This window comes from Pedobacter miscanthi, assembly GCF_032678605.1.
In the GTDB taxonomy this organism is placed as follows: domain Bacteria; phylum Bacteroidota; class Bacteroidia; order Sphingobacteriales; family Sphingobacteriaceae; genus Pedobacter; species Pedobacter miscanthi_A.
On record NZ_JAVTSU010000010.1, the window covers coordinates 256081 to 279377 of the forward strand.

A 23297-nucleotide genomic window follows, 5' to 3' on the forward strand; every position below is an offset into this window, starting at 1 on the left:
CCAATCCAAAAACATTCGAACTATTAAAAATAAATATATAATGGAATAGAATTGAAAATGCCGAATATTCAATTTTGCCGCTATTCAAAATCAACCAAAAAAATAAAGTTATCTTTGCAACGGGGATATCTGAAACACTATAATTTAACTGCATAAAGTCCTTGCATGCATCAGACAGGTCTCATAACGCTGAACGGTGCTTTTTTCAAATTCTTTGCCGATGAGGCCTTTCATCTTTGAGCTGTGATCTTCAAAAACCGTAACAATGGTCCTTGATTGCATAGCTTTCCGATAAAACGATCTTTAACCGTTTCTGCCATAACGGTTTTGCTTCCTACCGTCATTAATTGGTAAAGCTCCTGGGCTTTCGGAAAAAATGAATAATTTGGCGTTTCTAGAAAACGAAAAAGCCTGTAAACATTTAATTTACAGGCTTTTAGTTAAATTTAAAACTATTTTCGCGGAATGGACGGGACTCGAACCAATCTTGTATATCATTGAAAATAAGCGCTTTAAATCACAACTAACCAAACTGCTCACTATATGCTCACCATTATTTTGAAACTTTTTGACTGTAATTGACTACCAAATATAGCAACAAATATTATTTGATAAAACGCTAAAATTACGTTACACCTTAATGACTATTGGTTAACTTATAGATTTGATACAATGAAGACAATCAAAACCCATTAAGTAAGTAAAACATAAATATCCTAATTGTGAGTATTAAGTATTTTATTAAAATTTCTAAAAAATCTATTAAGCAGAGAACTCTCTTCAGTAATAATTTCGGCGTCAGCTTTCATACCATTTTTCAAAATTATCTTATGCTCCCCATCCTTATTCTCAAAATGAACGAATGTCACTTTTGCAATAAATACACTGTCCCTGTAAGCAACATCAGAAATATAAGATAACTTCCCTCTGATGAGGCCATATTGCTCAAAGGGATAACTCCTCATTTTTACTAGGGTAGAGGCTCCCTTTACAATCTTTCCCATATTTTCTTGAGGAATCTGAATCTCTCCGAAAAAATCAGTATTTCCAGGATTGACAATAAATACTTCCTGTCCTACCTGAAGATTTTGGTTTTCCTGTACAATGCCTGCAAAGCTTAATATCCCGTCGACTGGAGCTATCAAAACGTGCTGCATTATCCAATTATCTCCTTCTGTAATACATTGATTCAAAGCCTGCACAAATTTAGCCTGCTCTTCCATTATTGTATGCCTGAGGTCCAATAAATCCTTTTCTTTTGCGCTGTAAGTTCCTGAATTACTTAACAAAGCCGTTTCACTCTGCTGAAGTGGATATTTCGACGCTAGAAATTTATTTTCCTGCTGTGCAAACTCACTCCGAGATATAACCTTATTTTTATAGAGTTGTCGATAAGCATTATATTCTTCCTGCTGATTGGAATATTCTTGCCTCTGAATTTTCTGCTGATTTTGTATCTGGTGATTTATTGTGCTAATATTCTTTAAATCTTTTTCAAGGATCGCCAAACGCTTAATATAATAACCATTTCTAACTGTAGATTGATATTGTAAATATTGTTGAAAGAAATTTTGATAACTAATTTGCATTTCTCCAAGGCTAAGGTTTTGAGGCAAAGTGATAGCTTCAAAATTCTGCTTTAATATTTTTGTTTGTATCGATTTTAGGTCAAGAACCAATTGGCACACATCTTTGGCTTTAGCTGTACTTTCAAAGTACCCCAAAGATTGACCTGCCCTTACAGATTGACCGTCTGATACAAGTAAGGTGGTAAGCTTGCCTGTCTGTTTTGCAAGTACAGGTTTCGGGGCATTGAGACAATTGACCCTTAAATTCGTCCTTATAACATCTGGATAATTGATGAATGAAGAAAATACAATTATGGCACCCAATATAGAAAACACAAGGGTAATTCCCCACCTCAAAATCCATGTAGGTACAGCTGTAATTATTTCCTGCACTTCATCGCTCGAAATTTCCTTTTCTGATATATTATCTGGCATGCCGATAAATTTATTGTCCTAATTCTAGCTGATTTCTTACTAAATGATAATACTCACCTTTATTAGCAGATAGTTCTGCATGCGTCCCCTGCTCAATTATTTGGCCTTTGTCCAGAACCACTATATTGTCAGCATTTTTCACTGTACTAAGTCTATGGGCTACAACGACTACCGTTCTACCTTTGAAAAAGCCGTCCAAATTTTCCATGATTGCCATTTCGTTATTTGAATCTAAAGCATTTGTCGCCTCATCAAAAAAAATGTATTGAGGGTCTTTGTAAACGGCCCTAGCAATAAGAATTCTTTGTTTTTGGCCTTGACTTATTCCATTTCCCTCTGCGCCAATTTTGGTATCAAGTCCTAATGGAAGATTTTCAATAAACTCATGAATATTTGCTACCTGTATCGCATTTCTCAATTTTTCTTTATCTGGATAATCATCACCTACTGCTATGTTCTTCGCTATACTATCGGAGAATATAAATCCATCTTGCATTACTACTCCACATTGACCTCTCCAATATCGATAACTTATTTGTTCAATAGACAAATTGCCTACCTTTATTTCCCCTAATTGTGGAACATAAAATCTAAGTAACAATTTGAGTATTGTTGTCTTTCCACTTCCACTCATGCCAACAATAGCTGTTGTCTTACCTTCTGGAATATTTAAAGTGATGCTAGACAATACCGGCTCATTACCAGCGCCAGGATAGGTAAATGTCAGGTTCTTCAATGCAATACTCTTACTCATTGGTAAATCATTTATAAAAGTCTTATCCTTTGGCTCTTCCTCATCCATTTGCCGGATTTCATTTAATCTCTCAAGGGAAATTTTTGTATCCTGAAATTGTTGGATAAATCCCAGCAATTGCTCGATCGGACTATTTAACTGACCTATTATATATTGCACTGCCATCATAGCACCTAGCGTAAGGTGACCATCAATAACTGATTTGGCCACCAAGAATGTTATTAGAATATTTTTGCCTTCGTTTATAAATAAGGTTCCGGCCTGCTGATACTGACCAAGTGATAAGCTTTTAATACTAAACTTGAAAAGCTTCGCTTGTATTCGCTCCCACTCCCATCTCTTTTGGTGTTCACAGTTATTAAGTTTGATTTCCTGCATACCACCGATGAGCTGAACGATAGCACTCTGATTCTTTGCAGATATATCAAAACGTTTAAAATCAAGGTTTCTGCGTCGATTTAAAAAAAACGACACCCAAACGAGATAAAGAACACTACTTGAAAGAAAAATAAAGAAGATAGTTATATCATAGTAGGTCAAAACTGCTGCGAAGATTACTAAGTTAAAAGCCGAGAAAATAATTGTCAGTGTCGGACCAGTAAGAAAGCTTTGAATCCTTCCCTGATCACTCATCCTTTGCATAATATCACCAGTCATTTTTGTATCGAAATAAGCTATAGGCAATTTCATAAGTTTGATTATGAAATCAGTAAGAATGGAGATGCTAACTCTAGCTGTTATGTGCAAAAGGATCCAAGATCTTATAAACTCTACACTGACCCGACCTAAAAATAACATGGTCTGTGCAATCAGGATAACATAAATAAAATTAAGGTTTCGGGTATTAATCCCAACATCAACAATACTTTGGGTAAGGAACGGAAAAATCAATTGAAGCAGGCTACCGACAGCTAAGCCTATAAATAATTGCAAAATTAAATCCTTATAATTCCTTATATAACTAAAAATATATTTTAGACTTAAACCTTCCTCATGATTATCATCCTTCTCATAGAATCCAGGAGATGGCTTTAAAAGTAATGCGACTCCCTGTTGTTGATCCTCGTTTTTTATGCTGACCCAGTGATTGAGAATTTCTGCTTTAGAATATTTAATCAAACCCTGCGCAGGATCTGCTATAAAATAATTGCCTTTACTTACTTTATATAGAACTACAAAATGACTCTTGTCCCAATGCAGAATACAAGGAAGATCGAGTTCTGATAACAAATTAATTCCAAGTACAACTCCATCAGTGCGAAAACCAATTTTCTCTCCAGCTTCACTTATCCCAAGAAGGGATACGCCTTCCTTATTTAAACCACTGACCTCTCTAAGCTTTTGTAGACTAAAACTTTTTCCGTAATGTTTTGATATCATCCTAAGACAAGTCGGACCGCAGTCCATAGTATCCAATTGTTTATAATGGTGAAATTTTCTCAAAATTTTTCAGTCAGCAATAGTTGTTTAATATATAGATATTTTTCGAACGAAAAGAAACAATGTGGAAAATTAGCTTCGAAAGATCATCTGAATTTTTGCCTAGATGAATTCTAGACACACCTAATAATTGTTGCTGGATCAATTTCAGACTAGAAGTGTCAGAGATTTTTTTGTTAGATTCATAGAACTACAGTCAATTATGATTGTAGTATAAAACCTACCAATACCAACAATTAAAGAATTATTATCGCTTTATCGGTAGTAAATTGCAAAAAAGTAAAATATTAGAGGAAGTATCTTCCTCTAATAAGCAAAATTACGAAGTGTAAGGTTTACTGCCTTTTGAATTACAGCAAGTTTTTGAATCTATGTCCTTTGTACTCGAGCATGCGGCATCATTTCCAATTGTTCCAGAAGGATCTTCTCCCGCTGGTTCATTTAAACCTCCTAGAATTTTACTCATGCTTTTTGCATTCAATCTTGTAACAGTATCCTTATTAAAGGATAGTTTTTGGTTGACTTTTTTGTCCATAATATTAATTTTTAAATTAGTAACTAAATATACAGTTTTTATAAATTAATCACCAAATAAAATCTAATTAATTTGTAAGAATAATTTTTTCCCATCCTCTACAGTTATCATTGAGAATACCTAATAATGTAAGTCCTACCCCTGAACAACCGTGCAAAAAACTATAATCTCCCAATTTTTGATCATTTCTTATGATTTCATTCACATAGTCATAACTAGCCAACTTAAAAGAATTATTATTGGTTATCTGATAAATTCTATTAAAGAGGTGAGCACAGCTAGCTGAACCATGACATAAACCTGGCTGATCATTGAAAGATTTGAGGTTATTAGCATTTATTAAGACCTCATCTATCCATCTCTTAAATCCAACAAATTTCCTTTGTTTCACAACAGACTTTATAACAACGGCATTGGTTAGGTCTCCATAACACCAACCCATTCTTGAAATAGGAAATTTATCCGCTTCAGAAATGTTGAAAGAATTTGGAAAGAAAAAGCCATTTTCACCTGGCTTTTTAAAAAAATGATTGTATGAGGTTAACAAGGCGCTAAGAAGTTCCTCTGCTCTTTTGCCCCATTTACCTGAATTCACCATTGCGTTAAGAATGTAAATAATTGAAGTGTTACCATGAGCGACACCAGTATCAAATACGCCGATAAGAGGACTCGCTTCTTGAAAATCCCAAGACTCATAATACACCTGTTCTTCAAATGTTTGAGAATTTTTGGATAACAGCTCCAAAAACACTGACCCGAGCTCCTCTTGTAAAACATCCGAGTTAGAAAGCTGCAAAAAGAAACAGGCAATTCCTGTACTTCCATAAAGAAAATCGAAGTTAAAATTATTCACCTTTTGATAAAACCCATTAATTAACAACGGCTTAAATTGCTGAATCAAACTATCTGAATCTTCAAAATGGATAAAACCCTCCTTTCCGCAAATATCAATTAGCCATGCAATTCCAGTTAGTCCTTCACAAACACTATCTCCCTTTATCTTTTCAATATTATCTAAAATCATTTCAAGATAGCGCATTGCGGTCTTATGGAAACGCTTTTGTCCTGTATGACGTGAAAGATAAAAATAATAGAGTACGATGCCACCATACCCCAGCATAAGATCATACCTCTCGTCAAGTTCCAAAAGTTCGCAGATCCTTTTATCTATTTTAAGAAGGTACTTGTTGATTTCTTTTTCCATTCTTTGACATAGCCTTTTTCGAACTATACAATCTTTCCATTAATGTATAAACCAGAAGTTCGTTTACCCTTTGCTTGCCGATGAATAATCTATTCAAAGACATGTGAATGTAACTTCTCAGCAGATCGAATAATTGTTCGAGATCGCCACATTCGTAAATTATTTTATCTATCGATGATCTACTTTGCAATGACCTTACCATCAACACCTTGTCAATAGCCATCAAATTTTCATCCGGTTCACCTTCTAAAAATGCGATGATATCTTTCCTTAAGTTCCTATTAAGATGGTTAAGTTGGATTTTTAACCCCTTAGATGATCCAAACTCTTTATAAAAACCCTGATGCATCCCTTCCAACAGCGAATATTTTTCTTCAAGCAATAGATTAAAATCATTCAGCAATGCATCTACAGACCGAATTGCGATCAAAAGTCTAAACTTATCTTTGTCCTCACCGTTCAAAAGAGTTAGAAGCCTCAATGTTGAAAGACTATCATAGTAGAACCAACTTTCGGCATCTTCAATAAGGCTCGCACCATAGCGCTTTATCTCCCGCTGATATGTATCGAGCTGGAATTTCGAAACTATTCCCCCTTTAATATAAGGGTTAATTTTAGCAATGATCTTTGACTGAAGATCGAAATTTTTGGAGGCATCTGAATTGTAGAACCTGATTCTTATATGATTAGAGGTATCCCAATACCTGATAAAAAAGAATTTCTCAAAATCATTATCTTCTATGCCTTGTTCGACAAAACTCAATATAACAGACTTTAAAAGTTTCTCTGCAGATTTTGAGCCACAGTATATTTTAAAATAAATCCATTCACTCCCGAGACTAAAATTTGTTTGTATAGCCTCATCTGAATCTGTGCTAGTTGAATGCAAGACAGAGGGAATTTCAACATTTCTGTAAACAGGTATAATAAGCTCATTTGTAAATGGATTGTCGTGATTGTCATTGACTATACAGTTTTTCTCATTAAAAAGATATTCTGTTAATCGAGCAATGTTAAACCTTTTTATAAAATGCACGAGCAGGGTAATACCTTCTGAACTATCTAAATCAAGAAGCATACAATTATCGCCCCTCGCATAACCAACGAATCTTGGAATATCTCTCTCAGCTCTGATCTTAAGTATGACATCTAAGCAATATTTTAGATCATTCAATTTATCCTTAAAATCCGTATCGTAGAATACCCATTCGGCTTTCTTCAATATTAGATTTTTATAATATACTCTGGGCAATCTATTGGCAAAATCCAGCTTTCCCCATCTCCAGGTGGCTTGTTGATGCAATCCTTGGTCTTGGACATCACATAAAAATTTGTACAGTGGAAGACAGTCATTGCTATAGTTGTGGGCAGATGTAAGTCTGGGCAATATCACTTTGTTTAATCTTTTACTCCTCAATACTACTCGGTCGTTTACTACACTTACAAAAATATCAGAAACCTCTATTTGATTCTCAAGAGGGGCGCCGGAAATCCCGACATATGGAATTTCATATTTACGCAATAACGGTCTTGATAATATATTTGCATCAAAAGACTGTGGGAAATGGACAATTTCAGCATAGATACAATCGGGGAACTCTTTTTCCTCCTCATTTAGAATCTCATTTGCAAATTGCATCAATTCTTCACTACCATAAGCAAATCGTGATATAAGATTTGCTCCGGAAGGTCCTCCGATAAAATTAAAATCAAACATGAAACCCCCATCATTCTTGTCTGATTTCATTAACGCCCCCATAGCTAGCATACTATTGGAAAATTTCATTTCCTTTAGCTTGTCTTTTAACGCGTCTCTTAGTGTGTTAAGATCATCATCTGTTATTTCAATAACAGTAGCGCCTGTACGTAAATACTCATGGTATTTCTTTTGAACAAAATCATTGATCGGATCTAGCTCTACCGTGGCTTTTGCTTTTCCCCGTTTAATCATTAAACCGTCTATGAATTCATGACCACCAGCACTTCTATCATCGATACCTGAATAACCAATCCCTAAATCTGCATCAATAGCAATTGCTAGGGGGATTTCCTCTTCACCAAATTTATCGATGAAAGATGTTTTGAACAAATCAAGATCCTGTACAAATAAATCACGATAAATTACGGACAGGTCTTCAATCTGGGATATAATTTTATTAATAATATTCTCATCTACACATGCCGATTCGAATTTCAGAAACATATCAGATTGGAGGGTTGTTTTCGGGCGTTCTAAACCCCAGACATTTCGCTCTAATATCGCCTCAATGTTCCTATAATGGGGCACACCGTTATTCGGCTCCCTTAAAGCTTTTTGTAATTCTCTAAACCACTCATTGATTCTTATTGGAATCGATAAATCTTTAAGTTGATCAACAAGGTAATCTAATGCATCCTGACCAGTTATATTAATCTCCAACTGCGATACCAATAATTGTGAATTGATTAAAGTTGCAATAAAGTCCTCAGCCTCACCTCTCTCAACTTCAACAGAATTTATTAAATAATCTGACATTTCAGAAATTAAACAGCCTGATTTCGCCAAATTGAGAAGTCCTTTAATGTAGTCAAACTTTTCAACTGAACTAAGTTTATGATGCCTTATCCCATTAAGCACTAGATATTCAACATATCTAAATTCATCATAAACCTCATATATACTATTATTTGGAAAAAACCTTAACTGACTCCGAACATCAGTATCATTTATCAAAGCTTCGACTAAAGTTGTTAAATAATTCATATCCAGCCTTACGGACTTATGATAATTTTTTGGATCATCAAGGATCAGGCTTGTGGGACCGGAAGAAATTTCCGCGATACCGCAACCAGCAAAAGTGGCAAAAGGGGTACTTCTCATCACACTTCGTATCCAATATTTATTGAATGTCAGTTTTTTTCTCTCACCCTGTGACTCGTCCTTCTCAAAATATTCATGGTAATATTCTGGCGTTGAGAGATAGAGTCCATCCAAAAAAAGATCTTGGGGAGATGATTTTGCTAATTCGTCATTATACATCCTTAAACTCTGTAAAGGAGTACGGATTATTAATTTAGAAAAATGTTTATACATATATAATTTGGTTTTTGCAAATCGTTGGAAATACCAGATAAGAGAATTGTTTTATTTTTTTATTCGGTCTGATTCTTCAATCGTGCTATCCTTAAACCGCTTATTATTTTTGTCATTTCCGAATCGATAACTTACCGACAATCTAAAATTTCGGTTATCATTATAATCGTCAACCCTACGCCTTACGTTGTTAATGAAACTTGTAGAACTAAGCCTGCTGGTTTTAAAAATATCTGTTGCATTAAGAGATATATTGATTTTCCTTTGAGCGAATCCCGCAGAGACGCCTAAGTTCAGAGCATAGTAATCTTCTCTTTTGTTCAAATCTGAGATTTCTGGAAATTGATAATAAAACTTAATATTTGCCCTTAATGTCTTTTTCTTGTTTAAAACCAACGTATTGTCAGTGGAGAAATAAGCACTTAGATTATTAACAGTATTAATCGAACCGATGGTGTAAACATATTTTTCATGATATAGACTTAGCTGATTATAACTCTCCAACCAGCTAAGCTTGTTAAAGGTATAAGACTCACTTAAACCATAAATTGAAATATCAACGAAGTTTTGAGGTTTGAGGACAGAATAAACATTATCCGGAGCTAAAAGCGTAATCCATGCAAATCCGTTCCGCACTAAGTTGCCATAGATCGATGAACTAAATTTATCAGTGTTATAGTTAACTTCAAAAACATGGCTTTTAGATGGCTGAAGGTTTGGGGTTCCTTCCTCATAATTATAGGTTGAAGTATAAAGTCTCGCTGGGTTAACGGATTCATAAGTTGCCCTATTGATCCTTTTCCCATACGACACGCCGATGGTCTGTTTCGTATTAATTTTATAGTTTAGGTATGCTGTCGGTAATAAATTAAAATAATTTTGCTTGATTTTCACATAACCTAAACTCGGATAATTATTGGTTACTGTGTTTTCCGCGCGTAAACCTACTTTGATGTTAAATTTCTTGACTGTCTTTTGGGCACTCAGGTACAAAGCAGATATATTCTCAAGGTAACGAAAGCTATTTCCTTGATTAGCTAATGATACTAATGATGATTGGTAGGAAGTCAAACTATTCGTTTCAATAAAGCTGATTTTCCCACCAACTTCAAGATTTACTATTTTATTTGGAAGGGACAGATCTACCTTGGAAGAAAAAATTTTTGTCCCTTGGTTCAATGAAGAATTAACATCAACTTGCCCAGTTTCCAAATTAGTACCGAAATCAAATCCGCGGCTTAAAAATGTATTGTCAGAGCCATTATTGTAATCTAAATAACCTACATCAAAATCAAGTACCTTACCTGTGGTATCGAGTTTTTTTTGAAAATATAGAAAAACAGATCTAGATACATTATCAGAATTGCTAATTCCTGGAGTATTTATGACCGAATCCAAAATAGAACTACGATACTCGGCCAATCTCTTATTTTTATTCTTCCCATCATTATTTACCTGTTCATATTTTATACCTATAGAAGAACTTTTAGACAAGTCATAATCCAGACTTATACTACCTCTAAGACTACTTCTTTGGTTAACATTTTGGTAATAATCGTTGCTTGAGGAAAAAGGGCGTTCAATAAAATAATTGTTGTAACTAAAGTATTTACCAGTTCCAGATGAAAGACTAGTGTTGATGTGTAATTTTTTAGTGTTATAATTGAATGCACCAGATAGTCCCGCAGCCGCATATTTACCAAGAAATATTGCGGTACTAACTAAACCGCTGTAACCTAAAACTGTGTTCTTTTTTAGAATTATATTAATTAACCCAGAATTACCAGCTGCGTCATATTTGGATGGGGGATTTGTAATAACCTCTATCTCCTTAATATCATTTGAACTTATTGACCTCAGATAGGTAATCAGGTTATTACCAGACAGATTTATGATTTTTGAATTGACCATCACTGCTACGCTATTTCTCCCAATAATACCGACACCCGTGTCACCAACTCTAACGCCGGGGGCTTTGCTCAGTATATCATAACCGTCACTACCAATTGCAATAACGCTATTTTCAACTTTAAATACCAGCCTATCAATTTTTCTTTCAATCAAGGGCCTGTTCGACGAGATGTCAATCTGTGCTAAGTTATTAGGCAGTTCATTGAGCACAACAGCTATATATTGTGATAGCGAATCAACTACTTGCACATGCCTTTCTTGATAACCGACGGAACTAATCCGGAGCTGAACATTTAAAAAATTTTTAGCTTCTATATGAAAATTTCCGAGCGAATCGGTAATATGAGCGCTAACTAAATTGTTCTTAACTGAATCCCACAACATTATATTAGCTGATTTAATGGGCTTTTTGATAATATCTGAAACACTTCCTGTGATTATATGCTGACCAAAAGTTTTAAACGAAAAAGAAATAATAATGACAATAAACAGAAAAATATTTTTTTTAAGCATATAGCTAAATAAGGTTAAATACGTAAACGCAATATAGAATTAAAATATTTATCTAAGCAAAAAAAACAACTAACAAATACGTTACTTTATTAAAAAACCATTATATATAACTAATTTATAATACACGAATCGACTGTTAGCATAATTATTATAAATTGCATATCGTTAGTTATTCAAATTCTTAACTAGAAGATATCAAGTATTTATGGCTATCAGTTATTTTAAACCACGAAATCGCTTTGATTTTGCAGTTACCACATTGGATATAGATAATCCAATAACCTGGAAGCGTTCGCATTTCCTAAAACATTTTTTCAAAAGAATCTTTGCTATACATGAAGATCGCCTGAATGAATTTTATCATCACCATCTGGATTATTGTTTGGCGAAAAACGATAAAGTCAATGAACAGATCTTCTTTAAACACCTTTGGGAGATTATTGAGAGGCAGTTGAAAGTTTTAATGAGCAGAGATATCTATGGGGAAAACCACGTCAGGACGCAAAGGGAAATTGAACATCTAAAGAAATTTACAGACGTCCTGATCTCGTTGGATCAATGGAATATACACAAGTCTAATGACTCCGTGATCGCACAACAGGACTCTGAGATCCTCGCCCTAAAAAAACAGATAGTAAAGTTAAAGTCAGATTTACAAATAGCGACCATTCTTGAAACCAAACAATATATAAATATTCCAAAGGGTGGTCTTCTTAGCTTTCTTGACCTGTGTATCCAGATGCAGGATATCAAACTTCCTACGGGGAAGGAAATAGTCTTTACAGAATTTCAGATTGTTTGGGTCAAACTTATATGCAGGTATTTCCGTGAGGACCATGAAGAAATCGACTTTAACCGTGTACGACGTTATTTCCCAAAGGACAGACGCAACCCCGGCACCCGCTCATCGGAAATTCCAGCTGGTCAACATCTTTTTGAGATCAAAGGCGTTAAAAAAAGAAATTGAAATCTAAACTCAATAGACAATATCAAAACGTATTGATTGCGGTCAACGCATATTGGGTAATTTTACTCCCATAAAATTTAGATTCAGACCTTACCAATTACCATGCGGTTCTGTGTGGTAATAAAAAAACATTCCACATTCATTTCTTTGTTCCAGAAAAAAGACTGCTACTAGATCATGCAGCTTTCAATGAATTAATCAAAGAGAAAAATGAATGTAGAACTAATCACAAAAGAGGACATAAAGAACCTTAAGACGGAAATACTGAACGAGATCAGGCAGCTCATCAGACCGGGGCAATCTGAAAACAGGCAGTGGCTAAAGAGCGCTGAAGTACGAAAGCTCCTGAGTATCTCACCGGGCACGTTGCAGAATCTCCGTATTAATGGAACGCTACGCTATACCAAAATCGGGGGAATGATGTATTACAAAATGGAGGATATAACAAAGCTTCTGGAGGGCAGGGAATGACCGGTTACGAAAGTAGAAAAATGGAAGACCTCTGCGTCTCGAGAATTGTCAGAATGGGATCGGACAGCAGATTGCTATCCACCCATATCAGTATCCTTACCGCTATATCTATATGCTGGCATCACAGCGGTTTCCGGGAGCCATTTTCAGTTACAAGGAGAAAACTGATGACTTACTCCAAGATAGCTTCTTTTGCCACATATCACAAACGCATGAATGAACTGAGCGCCTTTGGGTATATCAAATATCAGCCCACTTACCACCCGCGGAAAGGGAGCAGCATCTGGTGGGGCGACCTGGATTAAAAACGTATATATGTATACGCGTATATATGCATATTTTCATATCCGTACATATACATATATACAAACTCAGGGATCGAAACTCTGAGGGGGCTTATGGATCATGCAGAAAGTCCTTTTTCATTTTCAGAAAAAGGAGCAAGCGGAAGTTGGGCAGAGCCCTACTTTGCTTGCCGTCTGCTGCGTAAACGGGGTTAAAAGAACCCTCCAGGGGTTCTTTGCTTCTGCTAAATGATCATTAGGCATGAAAAAGGAATTCCCTGGAGGATGCAAAATAACTGAATATAAAGCTAAACAGATATATGGATATGTAGGAAAGTTTGAGGACTGTAAAATACTCGGTGCAGGACGATGCCAAGTTTGAAAAGATAGCACTGAAACTTGGGAGGTCGAAACGGCAGGTATTCTCACAGATGATAGATTACTTCTACCGCAGCAAAAAGGATCCTATTGATTTTAATGACGAACTTTTAAAAAACACGATGCTTAAAGGCCAGAAAGAATATATCGGGTTCATTAAAACACAGGAAAAAGAACTGCTCATTCCGATAAAAAGGGACTCGGTGAGAATGGTTGAAACGCTGAAAAAGATTGTAGATTGCTTCAATGGCCAGGTACTGAAGCATAATGATGAGGTTATTGAAAACCAGTTGGCACAGGCGAAAAAACTTTCTGCCCTGAATATGGTGGTCGACAGAATGGAGATTAAAATGGAAACAAAGCAGAGCCTGAAGGAAAGATGTCTTTATATCCTGAACAGTTATATCAAAGAAAGGGATTCCTTTAATATGATGAAATCATCGAGGGAAAAAGAGGAACTCGCAAATTTGACCCGTAAACAGATAGAGCTTCTTTAAAATGTTCATCAATATCACAGATAGTGCAACAGCAAATAACAGGGGAAGCAGCGGAGAGCTTGTTAATTATCTTGAAAAGGAAAACAGGCTTTTTAATAAGAATGAACCAGAAAATTGGTTTAACCACACAGCAGACAATATAGAACCATACCAGGTGAGGCATGCCATTGATAACAATATTGCCAAACTCTGTAAGGCAGATGCGAAGTTCTTTTTGGTTAACATCAGTCCCAGCCAAAAGGAGTTGAAATACCTTATGGAGGAATTCGGCGCTCTAGGTGTGAAAAATCAGATGAAAATTTTTGCCGAAAAGGTAATGGACGCATATGCAGAGAATTTCAAGCGGGAAGGTATTAATTCAGCAGAAGACCTATTGTGGTTCGCAAAAGTAGAAAACCACCGTTATTATACTTACAGGGATAAAGAAGTTGTGAACGGGGAGAAAAAACGCGGCGAGATCAAGGGTGATAACCAGATGCATATCCAGATCATTGTCAGCCGTAAGGATGCTACCAACAGGATTAAGCTTAGTCCAATGAACACCTCAAGGGGAAAGAACCAGGAACACTCGAAAAAACTGGGGCAGTTCAACCGTTTGGCATTTAAGCAGTCAGGTGAGAACCTTTTCGATGAACTGTTCGGTTTTGACAGAAAACTGAATGAGACACTTGCCTTTGCCAACATCCAGAAGAACGGAAATATTGCTCAAAAAGAACAGCTGGATCTGTTGGAATATAGCCTATCTCAGCATAATGCAGACAATCCGCTTGCCACCAGACTGGCAGGGGACATATCTTTAGGGCTGCTTAATAGTGCAAATGAAATGCTACAGGTGGTAGGTAAAACGGTTTCGGGTTTTATAGAGATCATGATGGAGCCTGTTTATACCCCTTCTACGGGATCAGGTTCAGTTGACCAGGCTGAAAAGAAAAGAAGGAAAAAACGCAAAGGGCAAAGTCAGGGAATCAGTAGATAACCGCATTATTATGGGCAAACATGTTTCCCTCCGCGCATTTGCGGCCTGCAAAAACCCCTCCCCACGTAAACCCCGCTGTTTTTGCTTTCGCATTTACGGAAGAAATTATTAGAAATACAGCAGTTCCCACACTTTACATGATATCATGGCATCACGGTAAATTGTATTGATACAGCAGTTCCCACATATTGCATGATGCCTAGACATCTCAGCGGGCACGATCTGTCCCGCCCTATGGCTTTGCAAACAGCCCTTATATTTTTTTCAATTGTATTTAACTATCAAACAATGGTACCTAAGCGGTTGCAACACCTTATCAAATCCTTCGGAGCTGGCCGCAGTGCAGTCCTATGATTGCGGCCAATCAATAATTTACCTGTCCCACTAATACATTACTCTTAAATCCCTCTGTCGGATTTACAATAGAGCGCTGCATCTTATTCCGGATAAAGGGAAGTATTCCTGAGAAAAACCATGTTAACCGCATCTTAATTTCAAAATGTGGTGGATATGGCATGCCACAGAACAACAGAAAAGAGCCCACGCACTGTATCTTAATTTCAAATGATGTGAAATACGGTACGTACCTGTGTGGTTTTACTCCCAATCAAGAAATAGTTAGTGAGCATCAAGGTATCCTCACCCTATGGCTGTACAGGCAGCCTCTTATATTTTAAAGCAGTTTCATCATTAATGATATTATTTTTTCATCTGTTTTTAACATGAAGCCCGCCATTGCAATGCCATGTGATTGGCTTGTGAGAATATTTATATCTCACCCTACGGTTCTGCAAAAAACCTCTTTTTTTATCTTATCCCACCAGGAGCTGTGTGTCTACTTTCACCATCTTATAGCTGATTTTACCGTTAGACAAATAGACGGTGGGCGTCAGTATATCTTCACCCTATGGCTGTACAGGTTAACCGCCCATATTTTAAAGCAGTTTCATCACCAGTAATATTATTTTTATCTGTTTTTAACATGAGTGTCGCCATTGCAATGCCCCTGTTTTGTCGGCTTGTGAGTACATTTATATCTCACCCTATGGTCCTGCAAAAAACCTCTTTTTTTTATCTATTCAACGATTACCTGTATGCCTGCTTTCGCTGCCTTATAGCTGATCTTTTCCTTTAGACTGTAATAACTCCAGTTCTGTAATAGGTAATGGTCTTCCTTTGCTATTTCCTCTTTTTCCTGCTGGTTAATCAATAGCAGTGTTGCTGCCTGGTGTTTAACACAGAAATCGATCAGCATCCTGCTGTAAACATGGAGCTTTTGCTCCACATATCGCTTTTCCATATGACGGTAATCGGCTAAACTTTTCATTTTCCGCTTTTTGCCATGACCACCGCTGTTAAAGGCTACGGCTTTTTTGACCCTGTTTACCGCCGCCTGTATCGCCAGCCTGCGGTGGAGAAATTCCTCCCTGTTGCCAATGGCATGTTCATGGTTACCGATCTTAACGGTTACAGGATGTTCTATGGATAGGGAGGCTTCGGCGATTACCGTAGCATCTAAAAAGTGCTGCTCTTTTTCGATCTGTATGGCGGCCAATAGGAATATTTTTCCCTTGTCCAACTGTATATTGCTGGTCAGGAGTTTTAAGGTTCCACCCATGATCCTATCGAGCATGGTTTTCTTATCCGATCTGTCCTTTCCGAGATAGGTTTTAAAGGGGATCTGAAAAAGCCTGAAGCTGAAATTCCTGTTGTCAGCTATTCTGGTCAGTTTGGAAATCACCTCCGCACCGAAGGGCAACGGGATATTGCGCTTGTAGTTCCGAAGCGATTTTTCACCTTTCCAATAAGCATCCTTCTCTTTATTAAAATAGGAGATCAGCGTATTGTTAAGGTTGCTTAGGATATTTGTGGGGATCTGCCCTTTAAAATGATTGGACAGCAACCTGTATGTGGTATTTTGCCGTGAGGATTTCAATATTCCGTTCTCTTCCTTCTTTTCATCTGCTATCTTTAGTTTTATATCCTCAGTTAGATAAAAAAAATCTTTTACCCGTTCCTGAACAAAATGATGGCTCATGATCATATTTGCTGCACGGAAACAGATCCATTGCCAGTTATACAATTGTTCTATCGCATGTTTGACCACTTCCTTATCTGCTGAATCGATCAGCAACTGTATTTTTCGGGTAACAACCATTGTACTGTTTTCCATATCAACTGATTTTAATTTTCCTGATTTTTAGCGAAGCGGTTGCGAAAGCCCTCTGGATGTGTCCTTGATCAAGGCTTAACGCCTCCGCAATTTCAGTGAAGCTATACTGGAGTTCATAGCGCATCTGAAGGATCATGGACTGCTCTTCGCTGACATCCCCCTCGAACCTGAATCTACTGGTTTTTTCAATTTTATTGAGTTTTTCTGTATCTGAGATAACGGCTTTTAGACATTCAAGTGTCTTCTCCACTTTTCTCGCTACTTGATAATCGGAGATACCGCCGATATGCCAGGCCATCTGCCCATAGTCAAAAGCATATTTGATACACAGCCGGATAAAGAGCTGTTGGTCTTGACTGAGGTTCGGTAAAACCGCTTCCACCCGCTCCCATTGCTTTTTCGCTTCAGGCCCCGGTTCATGCTGATAGAGGATACCCGTTTCATCTTCCAAGTTGGGATCATAACCGCCCATAAAGTCTTGGTAATTTTCAATTTCATCCAGCCGCAGCATATTGCGATGGAACCTGCTACTGGAAGTTTTATAGTAGGCCTTACAGCCGTCTGAAGTTAGTTTCCTTACAAAAGTCTCGATATGCTCTGGACAGGTAATAACTTTTCTGGATAGCCAAAGCCTCAGGAACGCTTCATTTACGATGCAGCCCGCATTTACGTCATCTTTTATATACCTGAAACCATAATAATATGTCCGCGGATATAGTAATTTATAGAAAAATTCAAGCCCTCTTTCGTTCCCTTTTCGGAACTTTTCAAAATGAATAGCGTGAGCGGTATCGGAATATGGTTTTATCTGTTCCATAGCAGTCTCATTTTAAATATGTATAAATTTGTTGTGGAAACGGATGACAAAAAAAATAAGGCATAAGATCCGTTTTCCCCCTTAGCGACCCATTAGGTGCAGCGAAAGGATAACTTGAGCTAAGCTGTTCAAATATGAGACTCGTCAATGACTTAAGTTGATTTTTTGCTGAAAATCGAGCCCCTAAACGTTTTTCCCTACCCTTGCCAAAAAGGCATAGCATAGCCCTTAGGCCTATTTTTATTATTCTTTTCATGAGTTCAGTTAGTTGTTTTAGGAATAGGCAATCTTAAAAAGGTGAAAAGAAAATAAGGCAAGGAGCATTATAAAAAACCTAGTTTATTATTAACCATTAGGTTTCCCTGCCTTAATAATAGAGCTATTCTGGCGCACAGATCACTAATGAGATAAGGTGATCGAAAAGATGTGAATGTTTGTATTTCATCATTCTTGCTTGAGGGCATATGAATAATGAACTTTAAAGAATGGAGCAAATAATGATGAGCTCAAACTTAATATATTGCGGAAGCTTGTAGGAAAGCCGTGAACATATACAAGGAGAGCCCATCACTATCGGCAAAGATAGTAAATGGGCAATAACTCCTGTATCTTGGGCTCACAAAAAACTCCTACATTTTCCGCTCAAGATTCAAAAATTCAATTGCCTATTTATTTTACTTTAAATAAACGAGTAAACTATTACTCATTATAAATCAACAGGTAAAGTTAAAAATTTATCCTAATAAAAGAAATAATTTGAATAATTTTTAGGACAAAATAGTTCTTCAATTTGAAGATGGCGAGAAATGAAAACGCAGAATATTCAAAGGCCCTCGGAGAACGCATTAAAATGTTAATGGAAATTGCTGGTTTAGAATTAGCTGGAATCGCTGAATTTACCAAGATTTCTGATAGCCACCTTTATTCTTTAATTAACGGCACCAGAAATTTAACTGGAAAAACAGCCGAAAAGCTAGCTAATAGCTTTGGCCTTGAAGGTTGGATGTTATTAAACCTAAATCACAAAATTCCTCATAGCATCCGAAAATCAACAAAATTGCTTGAATTTTATGCAAACTTTAAAAATGTACATGAATATTTTTCTGAGACCTTAGATACTAGAAAGGCATCATCATTTATTGAAAAAAAACTACTTAAGAGCAATTTTCTTTCGGTACCAAAATTTATATGGGAAATTAATGCAGAATGTAGTTCAAAGGGTTATGCTTACTCAAGTAAGCAGCTATCACAAATTCTAACTTATCTAGTTCATAAAGGGGTCATAAAAAGCGAAAAACGCCGAATTAAGTTACGTAGTGGAGAATTTGGCAAAAGAATGGTGGATGTTTTTTGGGAATAGATCTAAGGACTGGCCGACATCTATCAACAACTCCTACTATTCTTTCCAGATTTAACAATATTCCATCCTCACAATATCCTTATACGTTGAATCTGACATAGATTTTCCTAGAGATTTCGATAAGCTTATTTTTTGCTTCAGTAGCACAATTGTAGTTCCAGGCTATCACATTGAAATTGTTCGAAATTTCGATTTCGGAGCAACGCATCTCCTGTACTCCCTAGGCTTGTTTGTTTTTTTCTTTTTCCAATTGGTCATCTTTTAATTTCGCTTCCCATTCCTTTCGTTTCTCTATGGGCTCAATAATTAACTTATACTGAATATAGTCTGCAAAACACAAAAGCAGTTCCTCTTTGCAATTATCTCTCACAAGGAAGATCACATCTTGTAAATGTGATTTAGCGAGTGAAAGTTTTTTAGTTGCTATCGCATACAGGAACTCGATCAATCCTTCACCCTGCTCTTGCGTATGGTACTTTATTAAAGTTTGAAACGTGCCAAACATCTCTGAAGATAAATCAGTATCGATGTGATATGCCAGCTCTTCTGGCCGAGCAGCTCGGAGAATAGAAGCTTGAATTATACCATCGTTAAACCGGTCAAAATTTCCAGGATCAAGAAGATTTCTTACAAAAGGAGATTGTGCCAAACACCTCATAGAAGTCCCTGATTTAGCCGGCTTTATAACATTGTTCCTTAAAGTGTTTAGGATATTTGAAATCGTAAAATAAATATCAGCTTGGCTTACATCATCAACATAATCTTCAAAAGCAAAAAAGGCAAAATTCTTTCTTATCCTCAGCGCTTCATATCCTTCACTAATAGGTCTAGGATAAAAAAGTCCCTCAGAAAGTCCCCGCATTTCAGCCCCCTCGCTCTTTTGCAATAGTGCTTTGCGATTCTCCAAAAAGGATATTGACTTTTCAGGTGACACTTCTTTATCTCTTAAAAAACCTATAAAAGACGAGAGAAAATCCACTTCTCTTAACCAAGAAGTCTCGACAGAATTGTTTTCACAAAAAATAGTCTCTATTTCATGAAAACTATTTGATTCAAGTCCATAATTGCCCTGCCTGAGATTGCTTTTCAGCTGCTGTAGATATTGAGTATTTTTAGTTCTTGCGATGCCAATAAAATAAATAATCCGAAGCTGATCATATTTTCTAAGTGCACGACTGATATAAAGCAAGTTTTTCCCATTGGAAATGCAGGATCCGACCACAACAACACTTCCCGCACTTGTACCATCCAACTCACTGATATTGTCCTGACTAATTACCTTAGGAATTTCTCCTTCTTTGTAGTTGGAAGATATCCGGTCCTGAATCAGCTCAGCAAGTTCCTGCGATGCCTTATCATTCAGATTAATTATCTTTCTGGTATTACTAGGAATAGATTGATTAATAAAATCATTAAGTTTCTCACTGAATTTGGCATATTTTTTTTCTGACATGCCTTTCAATATCTGATAAAAATCAATATAAATTTCATATTTACCAGCGGTGCTCTCCTTATAATTTACCTTGAACACATTTTCATCACGTTTAACAGAGATAAACTGTTTAACAAACCTGGAAAGATATGGCTCTGGATCTTTGACCCCTATCATTACCCTATTCACATGTGGTTTTTCCAAAAGAAAAACATCACCAGTCACTTCCACAGGATAGGAACCGTGTTTGCATAGTTCACAATTTCCCTCAACATAAGTCTGATAATGTGGTATTCCATTTAAGTTTGCACCAGACTGGGTTAGATTACAGACAACCTTATCACGAATACTAGCGAACTTGGCTTCGTCCCCTAAAAAATAGAGGATCAAGATATTTTCTCTTTCGATCAATCTATGCCGATCAAGAATATAGGTAATGATATTTGCAGAAGTGGAAGCCGATATAAGTAGCAAAGCATCAGACATATAAGGGACAGGATTTTTATATAGCCCATCATAGGAACTGAAACTCTCAATCGGTATCTGTTTCCTAAACTCAGGGCTTATAAATCTATTTTTAAGTTCCACTAAAGCAAATGCAAGGCTGTTTATGGACGAAGTATCGCAATATATTTGTGTGTGAATCTCCTCGTCGAAATGACCAAGCAGGGCAAATGCGATAAAGTAAATCTCTGAGCTAAACAGGAGGATATTCCCTGTTCTTAAAAATTTATTACAGTGTTTTCTTGAAGGGAACACAAAATGATGTGCCCCCTCGGCAGAGACTAGCCCACCTCTTTTAATAAAAATCTGTTGCAATCCCTCATTTAAGAAACTATCCAAAAAGCCTTTTGGCAAAATACCCGGATTATCTATTGTGCCATTTTTCTGATAAGTTACGACATGTATACCTTCGGCAAGTGAGGTTTCTTGTCTTTTGGGAATTCCTTTAAATGTTTTATCGATATCATCAATGAATATTTTCTTAAGATCACCTGAAAGATAATTTGGCCCGATTATAAAGATTTTATCAGTCTGGTAATGAATACCATAAAAGCGTTTAATTTCCGACTGTAAAATATCCTGATTGATTTCGTCCCGATCACAAAAGATGACAGTAGCAGAGACAGTTGCCCGCGCTTCTTTGTAATCAAAGCGATAAATATAGAAATTGTTCATTTAGAATTCAGTAAATTCAATCGGATAGACTATAGTTATTACCGAGCCTTCTATCTTCTTGTAGGAAGTAAATTTCTCGTTACTATCGTTTTTCCAATCATAAAGCGTTATTTGTTGATTTTCTCTTAGTTCATCATATCCATGGGTAATCATATTTCGATAGATACATGAATGACCCGTTTTAATCCTTATAAGCCCCCTTCCATCAAGAATTTTGAGTATTTCGTCCAGTCCCAGGCCTTTTTCCTCCTTATAAATTCCCTGGGCTGAAGTCGAATGTTTTGTAAGACATTTTCTTATAATATCTATTTCGTCCCAGGATTGCGCCTCAAGATTGACAGACCGGAATTTATCCGCAAAGCCAATCCCACCATCAAACACAGAAATCTCCATAAAATAAAGTTCCTTGTTCACATTTTCCTTAAGGCGAGTGCTTGCGAAGAAGTGTTTTAAACCCTTATGCCATTTATACTCTTCTAAGAGATTACTTCTTTTTCTTTTTATAAATTTTACTAATGTCCCCCTTATGTTAGGATCAAGAGGTACTTGTGACCCATCATGTCTCGCCCATTCAAAAGTGTTTTTCATCAGCTCATATATAATGGAAACAAAAGGATCTTTTGCGTGATCAAATGCCCTGGGTAGCTCAGAATACATATAAAAAACTTCTTTAATCCCCTTTTCAATACTATTTTTGAGCTGAATTTTAGTTTGGATAAACTGATATTTACCTCCGAAACAAGGTAACAACCTATCATCTGGAAGATGATCAAAATCAGCGAGAAGAAGTTTATTCCCAGGAATTGTACGCCCATTTAACATCCTTTCCGCATACAACTTATTGAAAGGTTGTAATGGATGTCTCAAATTCCGTCCATCCTTAGTATATATACCTGTTCTATTCCAGGCTAAAACTACCATTGGAAAGATTAGTTCATTCTTGTATAGTTCTATGAGCGCCTCTGATGATACATCTTCGATATCTATAAAAAGTTTTGCAGCGTTTTTATATCTCAACCAGGTGACCACAAATAGCATTATAGCTGGAGCTATCCCAAAATAACTATAATTTAAAGCCCGTGGCAGCATGAGATTGACATCAACATCAAATTCTATTGCCCTTTCGAGTTGGGTTAAATATGTTTCAACATCTTCCAACCTAGAATTCTTCTCTATGTTAATTGTAATCATGTAAAGTGAATTGTGATTGCTTATATGTTGTATAAGGTATAAATATAATGTTCAGGTTATGTATTACTAAAAAATTAAAATAACCTATATGTATTTCAGGATTCGTTATCTTAATATCTAATCTACAAAATACAGTGCA

15 protein-coding genes are annotated in these 23297 nt (G+C 36.4%); 5 read left to right on the forward strand and 10 right to left on the reverse strand.

Going from position 1 to position 23297, the window contains the following annotated elements; all coding sequences use genetic code 11:
• Positions 1-716: 716 nt before the first annotated feature.
• The 6 genes from R2R28_RS16655 to R2R28_RS16680 form a co-directional block, all read right to left on the reverse strand.
• The gene (locus R2R28_RS16655; RefSeq protein ID WP_316826813.1) at positions 717-2003 is read right to left on the reverse strand and encodes an HlyD family secretion protein; all 1287 of its coding nucleotides are present in this window, start codon (positions 2001-2003) and stop codon (positions 717-719) included.
• 10 nt (positions 2004-2013) lie between these two features.
• Entirely contained in the window at positions 2014-4200 is a 2187-nt protein-coding gene (locus R2R28_RS16660) for a peptidase domain-containing ABC transporter (protein WP_316826814.1), read from the reverse strand.
• Positions 4201-4516: 316 nt separating this feature from the next.
• A complete protein-coding gene (locus tag R2R28_RS16665) occupies positions 4517-4732 on the reverse strand; it encodes a class I lanthipeptide (protein WP_316826815.1) in 216 nt (71 codons plus the stop codon).
• A gap of 67 nt (positions 4733-4799) precedes the next feature.
• Positions 4800-5936: a lanthionine synthetase LanC family protein gene (locus tag R2R28_RS16670; RefSeq protein ID WP_316826816.1), complete on the reverse strand. Its 1137-nt coding sequence runs from the start codon at positions 5934-5936 to the stop codon at positions 4800-4802.
• Positions 5905-9009: a lantibiotic dehydratase gene (locus tag R2R28_RS16675; RefSeq protein WP_316826817.1), complete on the reverse strand. Its 3105-nt coding sequence runs from the start codon at positions 9007-9009 to the stop codon at positions 5905-5907. The genes R2R28_RS16670 and R2R28_RS16675 overlap by 32 nt, the downstream gene beginning before the upstream one ends.
• Positions 9010-9060: 51 nt before the next feature.
• Positions 9061-11433 (reverse strand): outer membrane beta-barrel family protein, encoded by a 2373-nt coding sequence (locus tag R2R28_RS16680; RefSeq protein ID WP_316826818.1) that lies wholly within the window; start codon positions 11431-11433, stop codon positions 9061-9063.
• Positions 11434-11638: 205 nt separating this feature from the next.
• Here R2R28_RS16680 and R2R28_RS16685 point away from each other — a divergent pair, with 205 nt between their 5' ends.
• The 4 genes from R2R28_RS16685 to R2R28_RS16700 all read left to right on the forward strand — a co-directional run bounded on the left by R2R28_RS16685 (position 11639) and on the right by R2R28_RS16700 (position 15006).
• On the forward strand, positions 11639-12400 hold the full coding sequence (locus tag R2R28_RS16685) for a hypothetical protein (protein WP_316826819.1): 762 nt from the start codon (positions 11639-11641) through the stop codon (positions 12398-12400).
• Positions 12401-12610: 210 nt separating this feature from the next.
• On the forward strand, positions 12611-12871 hold the full coding sequence (locus tag R2R28_RS16690; protein ID WP_316826820.1) for a helix-turn-helix domain-containing protein: 261 nt from the start codon (positions 12611-12613) through the stop codon (positions 12869-12871).
• Positions 12872-13514: 643 nt separating this feature from the next.
• Positions 13515-14030 (forward strand): BfmA/BtgA family mobilization protein, encoded by a 516-nt coding sequence (locus R2R28_RS16695; protein WP_316826831.1) that lies wholly within the window; start codon positions 13515-13517, stop codon positions 14028-14030.
• A 1-nt stretch (position 14031) separates the two neighbouring features.
• Positions 14032-15006 (forward strand): DUF5712 family protein, encoded by a 975-nt coding sequence (locus tag R2R28_RS16700; protein ID WP_316826821.1) that lies wholly within the window; start codon positions 14032-14034, stop codon positions 15004-15006.
• A gap of 1075 nt (positions 15007-16081) precedes the next feature.
• Here R2R28_RS16700 and R2R28_RS16705 read toward each other — a convergent pair.
• Together R2R28_RS16705 and R2R28_RS16710 are read right to left on the reverse strand one after the other, a co-directional pair.
• Positions 16082-17179, reverse strand: coding sequence for a hypothetical protein (locus R2R28_RS16705; protein WP_316826822.1), 1098 nt, complete (start codon positions 17177-17179; stop codon positions 16082-16084).
• A gap of 1 nt (position 17180) precedes the next feature.
• Entirely contained in the window at positions 17181-17996 is an 816-nt protein-coding gene (locus R2R28_RS16710) for a hypothetical protein (protein WP_316826823.1), read from the reverse strand.
• A 796-nt stretch (positions 17997-18792) separates the two neighbouring features.
• On the opposite strand from R2R28_RS16710, the gene R2R28_RS16715 reads away from it, so the two are divergent.
• A complete protein-coding gene (locus R2R28_RS16715) occupies positions 18793-19356 on the forward strand; it encodes a helix-turn-helix domain-containing protein (RefSeq protein WP_316826824.1) in 564 nt (187 codons plus the stop codon).
• 220 nt (positions 19357-19576) lie between these two features.
• Here R2R28_RS16715 and R2R28_RS16720 read toward each other — a convergent pair whose 3' ends face one another.
• The gene (locus R2R28_RS16720; protein ID WP_316826825.1) at positions 19577-21967 is read right to left on the reverse strand and encodes a hypothetical protein; all 2391 of its coding nucleotides are present in this window, start codon (positions 21965-21967) and stop codon (positions 19577-19579) included.
• Positions 21968-23158, reverse strand: coding sequence for a hypothetical protein (locus R2R28_RS16725; protein WP_316826826.1), 1191 nt, complete (start codon positions 23156-23158; stop codon positions 21968-21970).
• Between the last annotated feature and the right edge of the window lie 139 nt (positions 23159-23297).